Origin of the sequence: Variovorax sp. YR266, assembly GCF_900107295.1 — a bacterium.
GTDB lineage: Bacteria > Pseudomonadota > Gammaproteobacteria > Burkholderiales > Burkholderiaceae_C > Variovorax.
The window spans coordinates 269643-284699 of the sequence record NZ_FNPM01000002.1 but is presented as its reverse complement, the minus strand read 5'-3'; the positions used below and the strand labels follow the sequence as shown (position 1 = coordinate 284699).

The following is a 15057-nucleotide window of genomic DNA, read 5'->3' as shown; positions in this document are numbered from 1 at the left end:
ATGTCCGCTGTTCTCCAACCCTCCGCATCCGCACCGGCCGCAGCCAACGATGCAGTGCCCGGCCTGCCGCTGCCTGACACGTCGGCGCACGTGATCCGCGACGACGCCGAGGCCATCGCCGTGGCGCATGCCCTGGCCGCGAAGCTGATCGTCGGCGCCTCCGAGCGCGACCGCCTGCGCCGCTGGCCTGTCGAAGAGATCGACGCCTATTCACAGAGCGGCCTCTGGGCCATCAACGTGCCCAAGGCCTTCGGCGGTGCGGAGGTGTCGTATGCCACGCTGGCCGAGGTGATCGCGATCATCTCGGCGGCCGATCCCTCGCTCGGGCAGATCACGCAGAACCACCTGGGCTTCGTCGCCGCGGTGCGCACGGTGTCCGACGCGGCGCAGCAGAAGCTGTTCTTCGCCGACTTCCTGCGCGGCGTGCGCTGGGGCAATGCGTTCTCGGAATCGGGCTCCAAGCGCGCGGCCGATTTCGAGACGCGCTTCTCCGATGCGGGCGACCACGTGGTGGTGACCGGCAAGAAGTTCTATTCGACCGGCGCGCTGCTCGCGCACTACGTGCCCATCGTGGCCAACGACGAGCAGGGCAACACCTGGTACGTGGTGGCCGAGCGCAATGCGCCGGGCCTCACGGTGATCGACGACTGGTCGGCCTTCGGCCAGCGCACCACGCTCAGCGGCACGGTGGTCATCGACCACGTGAAGGTACCGAAGACGCACCTGATCCCGGCCTATAAGGGCTACGACACGCCCTCGGCCGACGGCGCCATCTTCCAGCTCATCCAGGCGGCGGTCGACGTGGGCATTGCGCGCGGCACCATCGCGGAGACGGTCGATTTCATCCGCACCAAGACGCGCCCGTGGATCGACAGCCAGCGCGACCATGCATGGGAAGACCCGTACTCGATCCAGGCGGTGGGCGACCTGCAGATCCGGCTGCATGCGAGCGAGGCCCTGCTGGAGCGTGCGGGCCGTGCGATCGACCGCGCGGTGGCCGCGCCAGATGCCGACAGCGTGGCTGCGGCGCAGATCGCGACGGCGGAGGCCAAGGTGCTGTCTACCGAGATCGCGATTCTTGCGACCAACAAGCTGTTCGAACTGGCGGGCACGCGCTCGACGCTGGGGCAGTACAACCTCGACCGCCATTGGCGCAATGCACGCACGCACACGCTGCATGACCCGGTGCGCTGGAAGTACGCCATCGTGGGCAACTATTTCCTCAATGGCGTGAAGCCGCCATTCCATGCATGGAGCTGAGGTGACGGCCCCCTTGTTGCGCATCGAAGCCATCGAGGCCGCGTACCAGCGCTCCATCGTCGCGCTGCACGGTGTGAGCCTGGACGTGCGCGCCGGCGAAATCCACGCGCTGCTCGGCGCCAACGGTGCAGGCAAGTCGACCACGCTCAAGGCGGTGTCGAACCTGCTGCCGGCCGAGCGCGGGCAGGTGACGGCCGGGCACATCGTCTTCGACGGGCACGACACGGGCCGCACCAGCCCGGCAGATCTCGTCAGGCTCGGCCTGGTGCAGGTGCTGGAGGGCCGCCACTGCTTTCGCACGCTGACTGTGGAAGAAAACCTGCTGACCGGCGGGCTCGGCCGCAGCGCGCGGCGCTCGGAAGTCGCCGAAGACCTCGCGCGGGTCTACGCGATCTTTCCCAAGCTGAAGGAAAGGCGACGCACGCTCGCCGGCCTGAGCTCCGGCGGCGAACAGCAGATGACGGCCATCGGCCGCGCGCTGATGTCGCGGCCCCGGCTGCTGGTGCTCGACGAGCCGTCGATGGGGCTGGCGCCGTTGGTGGTGCGCGACATCTTCGAGCAACTGCGGCGGCTCAACCGCGAGCAGGGCCTGTCGATCCTCGTTGCCGAGCAGAACTCCACCGTTGCGCTTCAGTACGCCGACCGCGCAACGGTGCTCGATGCGGGAGTCGCGGTACTTGGCGGCGATGCGCAGGCCCTGCGCCAGCGTGCTGACATTCAGTCTTTCTATTTCGGCGAAGGCGTTGCCGAAGCCGTGGCCTGAAGACCGAACCTAGCGCCCGGCAACGTCGGCCAGCAACGCCTGGCTGCTCATTTGCGGCGACGGAGGAAGGGCCTCCGGCGCGCCGGTCGTGCGGATCACGCGGTTGCTGCTCAATACCCGGTTGCGGACCTGCTGCGCCCCTGCCGTGAGGTTGTAGTCGATGCGGTAGTCCCATGCCGCGACCGGCACCTTGCGGTCGCCAAGGCGCTCGATGCGCACTTCCGCCGCGCTGCGCTCGCCCGACCTGATCTCGCTGGCCTGCGAGAAGCCCCGCCCGAAGCCGATGACCGTTCCGGCACTGTCGTACAGCGTGACCAGCACCTCGATGCCGACCAGTGCCATTTCGTCTTTGCGCGCATTGACGAGGCGGCCGAACAGCCATGTCTCGCCATCTTGCTGCACCAGTCTCACGCGCGTGAACTGCAGCGGCGGACCCTCGATCTTCCAGTACGGCGCCGATAGCGCATCCACCTGCAGTTCCTGCCGCGTGAGGGTTCCGTCGCCCGGCAGCTTGACCAGTACCGGCACCATTTCGCCGGGCATCAGCGTGCCGATGGGGACCGATTCGCTGTTCTCGCCGATGCGGCTGTCGCGGTCGAAGAAGATTGCCTTGACGTTCGGCCGCTCGAGGGCCGTGCCGGTTTCGTTGCGCGCAATCACCAGCAGTTGGGGTTTGGCCGAGCTGCCGTTACCCACCAGCACCTGGCGCGCCTCGAGCTTGAGGCCTTCGCTCGGAATGGTGCGCTGCGCCGTCGGGGCCCCACCGGGCCTGTACGTTCCTGGCGGCTGGTTGCGGTCGATGACGTAGGCCATGACACCGAAGAAGCCCGTGACCAGCACCACCACCGCCGCCGCGCCCAGGGCGATCATCCGGGCCATGCTCTTGCTGCGTGCCGATTGCTCGATCGCCAACCGTCGGCCGGCTTCGTTCTTGACCTGCTCGAGCACCCGCTCCAGCCGGTCGGAGACGTCGTCCTCGACGACCGACATCGACCCGCAATGCGCGCAGGTGTACTGGTTGAGGCCGGCGCGTTGAAGCACGCTGCTGCCGCATTCACCGCACTTCAGCGTCTGCAGGTCGATGGTCAAAGGTGCTCCCTCGTGGCGATTGCGCCGCGGCGGCAATGCCGGGCGTTACCGTGCGCATCTTAGCGAGGAGCCTGATTGCCAACGGCGCTCAGATCGGCGTGCCAGTGTTCTCCGTCCATCCACCGCCCAGCGTCTTGTAGAAGGTCACGAGGTTCGTCAGGCGCGACAGGCGCGTGGTGATGAGGTTCTGCTGCGCCGTGTAAAGCGAGCGCTGCGAATCGAGCACGCTGAGGTAGCTGTCGACACCGCGGCGGAATCGCGCGTCCGAAAGGCGGTAGCTCTCCGCCGTCGCGTTCACCAGCGATTGTTGTGCATCGAGCTGGCGGCCCAGCGTGTTGCGTTGCGCCAGCGCATCCGAAACCTCGCGGAACGCCGTCTGGATTGCCTTCTCGTACTGCGCCACCGAGATGTCGCGGCTCACGGTCGCGATCTTGAGGTTGGCGCGGTTGGCGCCGCCGTCGAAGATCGGCAGCGTGATCTGCGGTGCGAAGCTCCAGCTGCCCGAGCCGCCCTTGAACAGGCCCGAGAGCTGGCTGCTCGACGTGCCGGCCGACGCGGTGAGGCTGATGCTCGGATAGAAAGCCGCACGCGCCGCGCCGATGTAGGCATTGGCGGCTTTCAGGTCGCGCTCGGCCTGCAGGATGTCGGGTCGCCGTTGCAGCAGCTCCGAGGGCAGCCCGGGCGGAATGGTGGCCAGCGGGCTCGCTGCGGCTGCCGTGCCATCGGGCAGCGACTGCGGCAGCAGTTCGTCCGGCACGTCTGCGCCCACGAGCAGCACCAGCGCATTGCGGTCTTGCGCTACCTGGGAGGTGTAGCGCTCGACGTCGACGCGCGCGGTGTCGACGCTGGTCTGCGCCTGGCTCAGCGTGAGCGCCGACGCCGCGCCCAGTTCAAAGCTGCGCTGGTTGAGGCTGTAGGAGTCGCTCTGGCTGCGCAGGGTGTCGCGCGCGAGCTTCAGCTGGTCCTGGTCGGCCGCCAACGTGAGGTAGCTCGTCGCCACCTCGGCCACCAGCGTGATCTGCGTGCTGCGGCGTGCCTCGGCCGTGGAGAAGAACTGCTCCAGCGCCTGCGCGCTCAGGCTTCGCACGCGACCGAACAGGTCGATTTCGTAGGAGCTGAACCCGACCGAAGCGCTGTACTGCCGCGCCGTGAGGGCTTCGCCGGTCGACGACAGGTCGGCCGGCGTGCGGCTGCCGCTGCCGCCGGCACTGGCGTTGACGGTGGGGAAGAGCGCTGCGTCCTGCACCCGGTACTGGGCGCGGGCCTTCTCGATGTTCAGCACCGCGACGCGCAAGTCGCGGTTGTTGGCGAGGCTCATCTCGATCACGCGCTGCAGCGACGGATCGGTGAAGACATCGCGCCAGCCGAGATCGGCGACCGGCGTGGAGGCCGGGGCGTTGCCTGTGTCGCCGGCGAATTTGCCGGCCACGGGCGCCGCGGGTTGCTGGTAGGTGGGAATCAGGCTGCAGCCGGCCATCAGGGCGGCGAGCGCGAGCGGAGCAAGGCGGAACGGTTTCATGGCAGACACCTCAGGAAGCGGCCGCAGCCGGTTGTGCATGCGAGTCCGGCAAGGCGGGCAAAGCAGGCGAGGGCGACCGTCCCTTGAAGAGGCCGCGCACCAGCACGAAGAAAAGAGGCACGAAGAAGATCGCGAGCAGCGTGCCCGACAACATGCCGCCGATCACCGCTGTGCCCAGCGCATGCTGCGCGCCGGCCCCCGCACCGGTGCCCAGCACCATCGGCAACACGCCGAGCACGAAGGCCAGCGAGGTCATGAGGATGGGCCGCAGCCGCATGCGAGCAGCCTCCATCGCCGACTCGACCAGGCTCTTGCCGTGCGCATGCAGGTCCTTCGCGAACTCGACGATCAGGATGGCGTTCTTCGACGCCAGCCCGATGGTCGTGAGCAGGCCGACCTGGAAGTACACGTCGTTCATCTTCCACGTCAGGATCGCGCCGACAAGCGCGCCCAGCACGCCGAGCGGCACCACCAGGATCACCGAGAACGGAATCGCCCAGCTTTCGTACAGCGCCGCAAGGCACAGGAACACGATCAGGATCGACAACCCATAGAGCAGGCCGGTCTGGCCGCTCGATGCCTTCTCCTGGCGCGACAGGCCGGTCCATTCGTAGCCGATGCCCGGCGGCAGTTTGGCGACTGCGGCTTCGACGATGGCGAGTGCGTCACCGCTCGATGCGGCTCCCGGCATCGCCATGCCCAGGATTTCCACCGAGGGCACCCCGTTGTAGCGCTCCAGGCGGGGCGAGCCGGAACTCCAGCCCGCCTTGGCGAATGAGGTGAAGGGCACCATCGTTCCGGCGCTGTTGCGCACGTACCAGCGGTCGATGTCCTCCGGCAGCATCCGGTACTGTGCATCGGCCTGCAGCATCACCTTCTTCACGCGCCCCTTGTCGATGAAGTCGTTGACGTAGCTGCTGCCCCAGGCGGTGGAGAAGGTGTCGTTGATGTCGGACATCGAAAGGCCCTGGGCCTGTGCCTTGTGCGGATCGATCTCGAGCCTGAATTCGGGCGTGTCTTCCATCCCGTTGGGGCGCACGGCCACCAGGCGCTTGTCCTTGGCCAGCGTGCCGAGCAGTTGGTTGCGCGCCTGCATCAGGGCCTCGTGCCCGAGGTTGGCGCGGTCCTGCAGCATCAGGTCGAAGCCGGTCGCGTTGCCGAGCTCTGCCACGGCGGGCGGTGCGAAGGCGAACACCTTTGCGTCCCTGATTGTGTTGAAGAAGGCGCCGGCCTTTGCGGCCACTCCCGTCACGCTCAGTGCTTCGCCCTCGCGTTCATTCCAGGGCTTGAGCTTGATGAAGGCAAAGCCCGTGTTCTGCCCGCTGCCCGCGAAGCTGAAACCCGCCACCGTGAAGATGCCCGAGACAGCGTCTTTCTGATCGACCAGGAAGTGATGCTCCACCTGGCGGATGACTTCTTCCGTGCGCGTGTTCGTCGCGCCTGGCGGCAGCTGCACCAGCGCAAACATCGTGCCCTGGTCTTCGTCGGGCAGAAACCCGATGGGCAGCTTCATGAATCCGAACACCACCACGGCAAACAAGACCGCGTACAGGGCCATGTAGCGCCAGCCCTTGCCCACCATGTGCCGCACGATGCCCTGATAGCGGTGGTTGCCGCGATCGAAGCTGCGGTTGAACCAGCCGAAGAAGCCGGTGGTGGCCATTGCATGATCCTTGTCGACCGGCTTGAGCAGCGTCGCGCAAAGGGCCGGCGTGAGCACCAGCGCCACGAGCACCGACAGCGTCATGGCCGAGACGATGGTGATGGAGAACTGCCGGTAGATCACGCCCGTGGAGCCGCCGAAGAAAGCCATCGGCACGAACACCGCCGCCAGCACCAGGGCCACGCCGACCAGCGCGCCGGTGATCTGGCCCATGGACTTGCGCGTGGCCTCCTTGGGCGGGAGGCCTTCATCGGCCATCACACGCTCGACGTTCTCGACGACCACGATTGCATCGTCCACCAGCAGCCCGATGGCGAGCACCATCGCGAACATCGTCAGTGTGTTGATGGTGAAGCCGAAGGCCGCGAGCACGCCGAAGGTGCCCAGCAGCACCACGGGAACCGCAATGGTCGGGATCAGCGTGGCGCGGAAATTCTGCAGAAAGAGATACATCACCAGGAACACCAGCACCACGGCCTCGACGAGCGTCTTGATGACCTCCTCGATGGAGATCCGCACGAAGGGCGTGGTGTCGTAGGGCTTCTGCACCTTCATGCCCTGCGGAAAGAACTTCTCGAGCTCGGCGACGCGCGCATCGACGGCCTTGACCGTGTCGAGCGCATTGGCGCCGGTGGCCAGCTTGATGGCCAGGCCCGCGGCCGGCTTGCCGTTGTAGCGACCGACCGTGTTGTACGACTCGCTGCCGAGCTCGATGCGGGCTACGTCGCGCAGGCGGACCTGCGAGCCGTCGGTCTGCGTGCGCAGCAGGATGTCCTCGAACTCCTGCGCTGTCTTCAGGCGTGTCTGCGAGGTGATGGTGGCGTTGAGCTGCTGGTTGCTTGCCGCAGGCATGCCGCCGAGCTGGCCGGCCGAAACCTGCGCGTTCTGCGCCGTGATCGCGTTCTTCACATCCAGCGGCGTGAGGCTGAAGCTGGAGAGCTTGTTCGGGTCGAGCCATACGCGCATGGCGTACTGCGAGCCGAAGAGCGTGGTGTCGCCCACGCCCTCGACGCGGCTGATTGCGTCCTGGACGTTGGCCGCGACGTAGTCGGACAGGTCTGACCCGTTCATGCTGCCGTCTTCGGAGGTGAAGGCCAACACGTTCAGAAAGTTGGTGGCCGACTTCGTGACGGTGACACCCTGTTGCTGCACCTCTTGCGGCAGCAGCGGCGTGGCGAGCGAGAGCTTGTTCTGCACCTGCACCTGAGCGGTGTCGGGGTCGGTTCCGTTCTCGAAGGTGAGCGTGATGGTGACCGAGCCCGACGACTCGCTGGTCGAGGCCATGTAGCTCAGCCGGTCCAGTCCCTTCATCTTCTGCTCGATGACCTGGGTGACGGTGTCTTCGAGCGTCTTGGCGGAAGCGCCGGGGTAGTTGGCGGTGATTGCGACGGCGGGCGGCGCGATGCTCGGGTACTGCGCGATCGGCAGGGTGGCGATGGACATGACGCCGCCCAGCATCACGATGATGGCGAGGACCCACGCGAAGATGGGGCGGTCGATGAAGAAGCGTGCCATGGTGGTCTTCCTGGATCAGTCCGCCGTGGTGCCGGGCGAGGGGAGGGCCGCCTTGGGCGTGGTTTCGGTGCCGGGCTTGGACTTGGACTTGGGGTTCCACTGCACCGTCTTCACCTCGACGCCCGGCGCCGCGCGCTGCAGGCCGTCCACCACGAGCTGGTCGCCGGCCTGCAGGCCGCTGCGCACCAGCCATTGGTCGCCGATGGCGCGTTCCGTTTCGAGCACGCGCCGCTGCAGCTTGTGCTGGGCATCCACCACGTAGGCCGTCGGCTTGCCGGTGCTGTCGCGCGACACGGCCTGCTGCGGCACCATGAGCGCCTGTTCCTTCACGCCTTCCTGCAGCACGGCACGCACGTACATGCCGGGCAGCAGGTCCGCCTTGGGGTTGGGGAACACCGCGCGCAGCGTGATGGCGCCGGTGTTCTGGTCTACGGTGACGTCAGAGAACTCGAGCTTGCCTTCGAGCGGATAGGCGCTCCCGTCTTCGAGCAGCAGCCGCACCTTCGCGGCGTTGGCGCCGCTCTTTTGCAGATCGCCGCGGGCCATGGCCTGCTTCAACTGAAGCATCGCGGCGCTGGATTGCGTCACGTCGACATAGATCGGATCGAGCTGCTGGATGGTGGCCAGCGCGGTCGACTGGCTCGCCGTGACCAGTGCGCCGGGCGTGACCGTCGACTTGCCGATGCGGCCGGAGATCGGTGCGTCGATGCGTGCATAGGCAAGGTTGATGCGGCTCGTCTCAACATTGGCCCGTGCCGAGGCGACGTCGGCCTCGCCTTGGCCCAGCGAGGCGGCGGCGTCATCGTAGTCCTGCTGGCTCACGGCCTTGATGGCGACCAACTCCTTGTAGCGCTCGGCCTTCAGCCGCGTGGTCGTGAGGCTGGCCTGAGCCTTGGCGAGCGCGGCGACGTTGCTGTCGTAAGTCGCCTTGTAGGTGGCGGGATCGATCTGGTAGAGCGTTTCGCCAGCCTTCACGTCGCTGCCTTCGCGGAACTGGCGGGCCTTCACGATGCCGCCTACCTGGGGCCGTACGTCGGCGATGAGAAAGGGCGTCGTGCGCCCGGGCAGCTCGGCCGTGATGGCCACGCGCTGCGGCTGCACAGACACCACCCCCACCTCGGGCATGCCCTGCGCGGCGGGCGGTCCGCCCGGTGGCTTGCCGCAGGCGACAAGCATGAAGGTGGACGCGAGGGCTGCCGTGAAGGTCAGGCCATAGGTGAAAGGTGGACGCATGGCGAATCTCCTGAAGAGCGACGGATCGGTGATGGGGTCGGCCTGCTGTTAAACAGACAGTAGTGTCTAGTAATGTATTTTGACTTCCAGGGGCTGTCAATTAATAATGGACACTGTTGTCCAGAAATGAGGAGACATTTAGATGCGAGTCAAAACAGAGGCCAAGCGCGACGCCATCGTTCAGGTGGCCGCCGAGGTCTTCCGGGAGCTGGGGTTCGAAGGGGCCTCCATGGTGGAGATCGCTGCGCGCGTGGGCGGCTCGAGGGCCACGCTGTATGGCTACTTCAGCTCCAAGGAGGAGTTGTTCGTTGCCGTGACCCACGGCACGGCCAAGGTGCATTTCGCGCCAATTTTTGAGGCGCTCGGGCAGGAGAGCGACGACGACCTCGAACAGGTGCTGCAACGCTTCGGCGAAAAAATCCTGGCAGTGGTGTGTTCGCAGGAGGTCATCCAGGCGCACAGGGCCGTGATCGCGGAGTCGGGCCGCAGCGACATCGGGCGGTTGTTCTACGAAGGTGGGCCCAAGAAGGGGCTGACCGAGCTGGCGGGGTTCCTGGAACTGCAGATGCAAAAGGGCCGGCTGCGCAAGGCCGATCCGCAGGTAGCGGCACGCCACCTGACGGCATTGCTGGATTCGGAGACCGTCATGCCGGCTCTTATCGGTATCGATGGACCGTTGTCCCGAAAGGATTTGCGGGAAGCGACGCGACGGGCTCTGCAGACCTTTCTCGGAGGCTATGCGCCCGAAGGAAGGAAGGCCAAGTGAGCCTGCGATATGCGCGCCGCGCGCACCCGGCTTGCGTTGGCACGGTCAATCCCGTACGCTGACCCGGCGTCTTTGCGCACCGCCCGAGCCCTTGCGGGCCGCCGGGCCAGCTTTGCGGACGCCAAGGAGTCCATGCCATGCCAAGCCGATCGAACGGCCTCGCGGCCGAAGTGGAAGCAGTGCGAACGCTGGCGCTCGTCGGCGCCGCGGCCGCCGGCAAGACCTCTCTTGCCGAGGCTTTGTTGTACAAGGCGGGTGCTATCGGGGCCTGCGGCAGCATCGAACGCGGCAGCACCGTCAGCGACCACGACCCGCTCGAGCGCCGCATGCAGCACTCGCTCAATGCATCGGTGATGCACCTCACGCACGCCGGCACGCGCATCCACTTCATCGACACGCCCGGCGGCCCCGACTTCCTTGGCCAGAGCCTGCCGGCTCTGGAGGCGGTCGAAACGGCGGCGGTGGTCATCAATGCCGCCACCGGCATCGAGCCGATGGCGGTGCGCATGATGGAGTACGCGGCCTCGCGCCACCTCGCCCGCATGATCATCGTCACCAAGATCGACTCGCAGGGCGTCTCGCTCGCGGGCCTGCTGGCCGACATCCAGGCCACCTTCGGCCGCGAATGCCTGCCGCTGAACCTGCCCGACGGGGTCGGCAGGCAGGTGGTGGACTGTTTTTTCAACCGCTTCGGGCGGTCCGATTTCGGCCCTGTAGAAGCGGCGCACCGCGCGCTGGTGGAGCAGGTGGTCGAGGTCGACGCGGCCTTCGTCGACCGCTACCTCGAGGAAGGCGACGTGGATCCGGCCGAGCTGCATGCGCCGCTCGAGCAGGCGTTGCGCGAGGGCCACCTGATCCCGGTGTGCTTCGTCTCGTCGCGCAGCGGCGCCGGCGTGGCCGAGCTGTTGGACGTGATCGTCAAGCTCCTGCCAGACCCGACCGAGGCCAACCCGCCGGACTTCATCGTCGGCGAGGGCGCGCAGGCCAAGCCCATGGAGGCCAGGCCCGACCCGTCGCTGCACGTGCTGGCGCACGTGTTCAAGGTCACGATCGACCCCTATGTCGGCAAGATGGGCATCTTCCGTGTGCACCAGGGCACGCTCACGCGCGACAGCCAGCTCTACATCGGCGACGGCCGCAAGCCCTTCAAGGTGGGGCACCTGTTCATGCTCCAGGGCAAGGACCATGTCGAGGTGTCGCACGCGGTGCCTGGCGACATCGTGGCGGTGGCCAAGGTCGAGGAGATCCATTTCGACGCCGTGCTGCACGATGTGGCCGAAGACAGCCACGTGCATCTCGCACCTCTGGCGTTCCCGGTGCCGGTGTACGGCCTGGCCGTGGAGCCCAAGCGCCATGGCGACGAGCAGCGCGCCTGGGAAATCCTCGGCAAGCTCACGGCCGAGGACCCGTGCCTGCGCATCGAGCATGTGGCCGCGACCAACGAGACAGTCCTCTACGGGCTCGGCGAACTGCACCTGCGCATCGTGCTCGAACGCCTGCGCGAGGTGTATCGCTTCGAGGTCCAGACGCGACCGCCCCGCATTGCCTACCGCGAGAGCGTGACCGTGCCCGCCGAGGGCCACCACCGGCACAAGAAACAGACCGGCGGCGCTGGCCAGTTCGGCGAAGTCTTCCTGCGCATCGAGCCGCTGGCGCGCGGTGCGGGCTTCCAGTTCGCCGATGAGGTCAGGGGCGGGGCGATTCCGGGCCAGTTCATCCCCGCAGTCGAGAAGGGCGTGCGCGAGGTGCTGGTGTGCGGCGCGATCGCCGGCTACCCGGTGGTCGATGTGCGCGTTGTTGTGCACGATGGCAAGCACCACAGCGTCGACAGCAAGGACATCGCCTTCGCGACTGCCGGCCGCAAGGCCTTCATGGCCGCCATCCGCGAGGCCCGGCCGGTCGTGCTCGAGCCGATCGTCCAGATCGAGATCGACGTGCCGGAGCATTCCGTCGGAGATGTCACGAGCGACCTGTCGTCGCGGCGCGGCCTGGTCACCGGAACGTCGGCCCTGGGGGGCGGTGTTGTGGCCGTCGGCGGGCAAGTGCCCATGGCCGAACTGGCCAACTACCAGTCGCGGCTCAATGCAATGACCAGCGGCCAGGGCCGCTACACCATCGCGTTGTCACATTACGAAGCCGTGCCGCCGGCCGTCCAGCAGACGCTGACGGACCAGTACCGGGTGCATGAAGAGGACTAGGGGAATTGTGTTTGCGAGATATCGCAATGAGCCCGGCTACCGAAGCACCAGCACAGGCAGCGCCGAATGCGCCAGCACGTGCTGCGTCTCGCTGCCAAGCAGCAGCCGCTTGATGCCCTTGCGGCCGTGCGAGGCCATCACGATCAGGTCGCTCTTGTGCTTTTTCGCCGCGGCGATGATCGACTCCGCCACCAGGTCCGAGTTGGCCGTCGCCGTCTTGACACGTACGCCGCTTTCCTTTGCGCGTGCGCTCACGGTGTCGAGCATTGCCTGTGCCTTCTCGGCCCATTGCTTCTCGACGCGGCCGATGTCCTCTGGCGAAAAGGTCATGGAGCCCTCGAAGTAGCTTCGGGGGTAGCGCGGAACCACGTTGATCGCCACCAGGTCGGCATCGTTCTGTGCGGCGAGAGCGATCGCGCTCGCGACAGCCTTCTTCGAGAGTGTGGAGCCGTCGGTGGCGACGAGGATGCGCTTGAACATGTGGGGTCTCCAGGGAAAGGTATGCCGCGAGCTTAGGCAGGCCACGGCTTCGGACGTTGATGCAGATCAAAGGGCACTGCGAGGCCCGCCCTTAGCCTCGCTCCGATGCAAGCTGCGCTCGCCCCGTTCTCTACGCATCCGTCGGCCGCTGCGGCCACCGCCGACACCTGGCAGGTGCTCGACGACCCGGCCGAATGGCCGGCGTTCGGCCAGCTGGAGGAGGGCGATGCAGCCACCGGCCAGTGGGCATCGCAGGTCGCGGTCGAAGGCATGCACTGCACCGCTTGCGCTTTCACCGTCGAGGCTGCGCTGCTGAAGATGCCCGGAGTGCGCGAGGCACAGGTCAATGGGGCCAGCCGGCGGGCGCGCGTTGTGTGGTCGGCCGCGGTCACCCGGCCTTCACGCTGGTTCGAGGCTTCGGCCGCGGCCGGATACCCGCTGGTTCCCGCCGGCAGCCAGTTGGCAAGCGCGGGGCGCGCGCGCGAACTGCGCATGGCGCTGTGGCGCTGGCTGGTCTCGGGCTTCTGCATGATGCAGGTGATGATGTATGCCTACCCGGCTTACATCGCCAGGCCGGGCGACATGACGGACGACGCCGCGCAGTTGCTGCGCTGGGCCTCCTGGGTGCTCACGCTGCCCGTCGTGCTGTTCTCCTGCGGTCCCTTCTTCAGCAGTGCCTGGCGCGACCTGCGCGCGGGCCGTATCGGCATGGATCTTCCGGTGGCGTTCGGCGTGCTCGCGACCTTCGCGGTCAGCAGCGCCGCCACCTTCGACGCCAGCGGGCCGCTGGGCCACGAGGTCTACTTCGACTCGCTGACGATGTTCGTCTTCTTCCTGCTGACCGGCCGCTGGCTCGAGGCACGCCTGCGAGACCGTACCGCCGGCTCGCTCGAGGCCCTGATGAACCGCCTGCCCGACAGCATCGATCGACTCGCTCCCGATGGCAGCTGGACCCGCGTGGCCGTGCGCAGGCTCGCAGCCGCAGACGTGGTGCGCGTGCGCCCCGGCGAGGCGTTTCCGGCCGACGGCGTGGTGATCGAAGGCGACACCAGCGCCGACGAGGCCCTGCTGACAGGCGAATCCCGCCCCGTGCCGCGCCCCCGCGGCGACCGCGTGCTGGCCGGTAGCCACAACCTCTCGGCGGTGGTCAGTGTGCGGATCGAATCATTGGGCGAGGGCACGCGCTTCGCCCAGATCGTGCGGCTGATGGAAAGCGCCGCCTCGCGCAAGCCGCGCCTGGCGCTGCTGGCGGACCGGGTGGCGCGGCCTTTCCTCGTCGCGGTGCTCGCATCGGCGGCGGTGGCGGCGGTGTTCTGGTGGCACACGGACCCGGGCAAGGCGCTGATGGTGGCGGTCGCGGTGCTCATCGTGACTTGCCCCTGTGCACTCTCGCTCGCGACACCGGCTGCCATGCTCGCGAGCGCCGGCGCCCTGGCGCGCGGCGGCGTGCTGACTTCCAACCTGCAGGCGCTGGAGGCACTGGCATCAGTCGATACGGTCGTGTTCGACAAGACGGGCACGTTGACTGGCGACATCCCGCGGCTGGAGCGCATCTATTGCCGGCAGGGCCTGCGGCCCGGCGACGCACTTGAAATGGCGGCGGCGCTCGCTGCGCAGTCGCTGCATCCCGTTGCGCAGGCGCTGGTGAATGCGTGGAATGCTCAGTTCCGCTCGCCACCGGGCTGGACCGTGGAACAGGCCACCGAAGCGGCAGGGCTCGGGCTCGAAGGCCTGCTGCGCCGGACGCGTGCGCGCACCGGAACAGGCCAGCGTGCGCGTCTTGGCTCGTCGACCTTCTGCAGCGTGAATGCGCTGGAGGTTGACGCTGCGCAGGTCCACCTGGCCGACGAGCAGGGGTGGGTCGCCAGCTTCGTGCTGGCCGAAGAGCTTCGCGCCGATGCCGCCGTTGCGGTGGCTGCGCTGCGCGCGCAGGGCCTGACGGTGCGGCTGCTCTCGGGCGATCGCGACAGCGCCGCGAAGGAGATCGCCGCGCGCTGCGGCATCGACTTCGCGCAGGGTGGCTGCACGCCGGAGGACAAGCTCGACGTGCTCTGGCGGCTGCAGGCCGAGGGACGGCAGATTGCGATGGTGGGCGACGGCCTGAACGACGGTCCCTCGCTGGCGCGTGCGAACGCCTCGTTCGCCTTCGGCCGCAGCGTGCCGCTGTCGCGCGCGCACGCCGATTTCGTCGTGCTGGGCGACAGGCTTGCCTCCATTCCAGATGCCATCGCACAAGCCCGCAAGACGCTGCACGTGGTGCGCCAGAACCTCTGGTGGGCCGCGGGCTACAACGCGCTGTGCGTGCCGCTCGCCGTGGCGGGCTGGTTGCCGGCATGGCTCGCGGGCCTGGGCATGGCCGCGAGCTCCCTCGTGGTGGTCCTCAATGCGGCACGGCTCGCGGCCGCCGGCAAGGCAAGCCGCTGATGGACATCCTCTTCCTGCTCATCCCGCTGTCCGTGGTGCTGGTTCTCGCGATCCTCGGCGGGCTCTGGTGGGCGATCGAGCGCGGCCAGTTCGACGACGTCGAAACCGAAGGCGACCGCATCCTGCACGGCGATTGATTTGCATCAA

At 67.3% G+C, this 15057-nt stretch carries 11 protein-coding genes; 6 read left to right on the top strand and 5 right to left on the bottom strand.

What is annotated here, in order from left to right:
* Together BLW48_RS06905 and BLW48_RS06900 are read left to right on the top strand one after the other, a co-directional pair.
* Entirely contained in the window at positions 1-1260 is a 1260-nt protein-coding gene (locus tag BLW48_RS06905) for an SfnB family sulfur acquisition oxidoreductase (protein WP_093173631.1), read from the top strand.
* Between the two features lies 1 nt (position 1261).
* Entirely contained in the window at positions 1262-2023 is a 762-nt protein-coding gene (locus BLW48_RS06900) for an ABC transporter ATP-binding protein (protein ID WP_218137496.1), read from the top strand.
* Between the two features lie 9 nt (positions 2024-2032).
* On the opposite strand, the gene BLW48_RS06895 is transcribed toward BLW48_RS06900, so the two are convergent.
* The 4 genes from BLW48_RS06895 to BLW48_RS06880 all read right to left on the bottom strand — a co-directional run bounded on the left by BLW48_RS06895 (position 2033) and on the right by BLW48_RS06880 (position 9042).
* Positions 2033-3112: a hypothetical protein gene (locus tag BLW48_RS06895; protein WP_093173626.1), complete on the bottom strand. Its 1080-nt coding sequence runs from the start codon at positions 3110-3112 to the stop codon at positions 2033-2035.
* A gap of 88 nt (positions 3113-3200) precedes the next feature.
* On the bottom strand, positions 3201-4631 hold the full coding sequence (gene adeC, locus BLW48_RS06890; protein WP_093074321.1) for an AdeC/AdeK/OprM family multidrug efflux complex outer membrane factor: 1431 nt from the start codon (positions 4629-4631) through the stop codon (positions 3201-3203).
* 10 nt (positions 4632-4641) lie between these two features.
* Positions 4642-7809 (bottom strand): efflux RND transporter permease subunit, encoded by a 3168-nt coding sequence (locus tag BLW48_RS06885; RefSeq protein WP_093173624.1) that lies wholly within the window; start codon positions 7807-7809, stop codon positions 4642-4644.
* Between the two features lie 15 nt (positions 7810-7824).
* Positions 7825-9042, bottom strand: a complete 1218-nt coding sequence (locus BLW48_RS06880; protein WP_093173622.1) for an efflux RND transporter periplasmic adaptor subunit — start codon at positions 9040-9042, stop codon at positions 7825-7827.
* A 142-nt stretch (positions 9043-9184) separates the two neighbouring features.
* On the opposite strand from BLW48_RS06880, the gene BLW48_RS06875 reads away from it, so the two are divergent.
* Both BLW48_RS06875 and fusA read left to right on the top strand, forming a co-directional pair.
* Positions 9185-9808 (top strand): TetR/AcrR family transcriptional regulator, encoded by a 624-nt coding sequence (locus BLW48_RS06875; protein WP_093173620.1) that lies wholly within the window; start codon positions 9185-9187, stop codon positions 9806-9808.
* Between the two features lie 137 nt (positions 9809-9945).
* Positions 9946-12006 carry an elongation factor G gene (gene fusA / locus BLW48_RS06870; RefSeq protein ID WP_093058411.1) on the top strand — a complete coding sequence of 687 codons (2061 nt, stop codon included), beginning with the start codon at positions 9946-9948 and terminating at the stop codon, positions 12004-12006.
* Positions 12007-12042: 36 nt separating this feature from the next.
* Here fusA and BLW48_RS06865 read toward each other — a convergent pair whose 3' ends face one another.
* Positions 12043-12486, bottom strand: a complete 444-nt coding sequence (locus BLW48_RS06865) for a universal stress protein (protein ID WP_093074311.1) — start codon at positions 12484-12486, stop codon at positions 12043-12045.
* A gap of 105 nt (positions 12487-12591) precedes the next feature.
* Here BLW48_RS06865 and BLW48_RS06860 point away from each other — a divergent pair, with 105 nt between their 5' ends.
* Positions 12592-14910, top strand: a complete 2319-nt coding sequence (locus BLW48_RS06860) for a heavy metal translocating P-type ATPase (RefSeq protein ID WP_093173619.1) — start codon at positions 12592-12594, stop codon at positions 14908-14910.
* Positions 14910-15047 (top strand): cbb3-type cytochrome oxidase assembly protein CcoS, encoded by a 138-nt coding sequence (gene ccoS / locus BLW48_RS06855; protein WP_093058414.1) that lies wholly within the window; start codon positions 14910-14912, stop codon positions 15045-15047. The genes BLW48_RS06860 and ccoS overlap by 1 nt, the downstream gene beginning before the upstream one ends.
* Positions 15048-15057 lie beyond the last annotated feature (10 nt).

Coding starts and splice junctions, on each gene's coding strand:
- ccoS (WP_093058414.1), top strand. CDS start 14,910: ATGGACATCCTCTTCCTGCTCATCCCGCTGTCCGTGGTGCTGGTTCTC.
- BLW48_RS06865 (WP_093074311.1), bottom strand. CDS start 12,486: ATGTTCAAGCGCATCCTCGTCGCCACCGACGGCTCCACACTCTCGAAG.
- BLW48_RS06860 (WP_093173619.1), top strand. CDS start 12,592: ATGCAAGCTGCGCTCGCCCCGTTCTCTACGCATCCGTCGGCCGCTGCG.
- BLW48_RS06885 (WP_093173624.1), bottom strand. CDS start 7,809: ATGGCACGCTTCTTCATCGACCGCCCCATCTTCGCGTGGGTCCTCGCC.
- fusA (WP_093058411.1), top strand. CDS start 9,946: ATGCCAAGCCGATCGAACGGCCTCGCGGCCGAAGTGGAAGCAGTGCGA.
- BLW48_RS06880 (WP_093173622.1), bottom strand. CDS start 9,042: ATGCGTCCACCTTTCACCTATGGCCTGACCTTCACGGCAGCCCTCGCG.
- BLW48_RS06905 (WP_093173631.1), top strand. CDS start 1: ATGTCCGCTGTTCTCCAACCCTCCGCATCCGCACCGGCCGCAGCCAAC.
- adeC (WP_093074321.1), bottom strand. CDS start 4,631: ATGAAACCGTTCCGCCTTGCTCCGCTCGCGCTCGCCGCCCTGATGGCC.
- BLW48_RS06875 (WP_093173620.1), top strand. CDS start 9,185: ATGCGAGTCAAAACAGAGGCCAAGCGCGACGCCATCGTTCAGGTGGCC.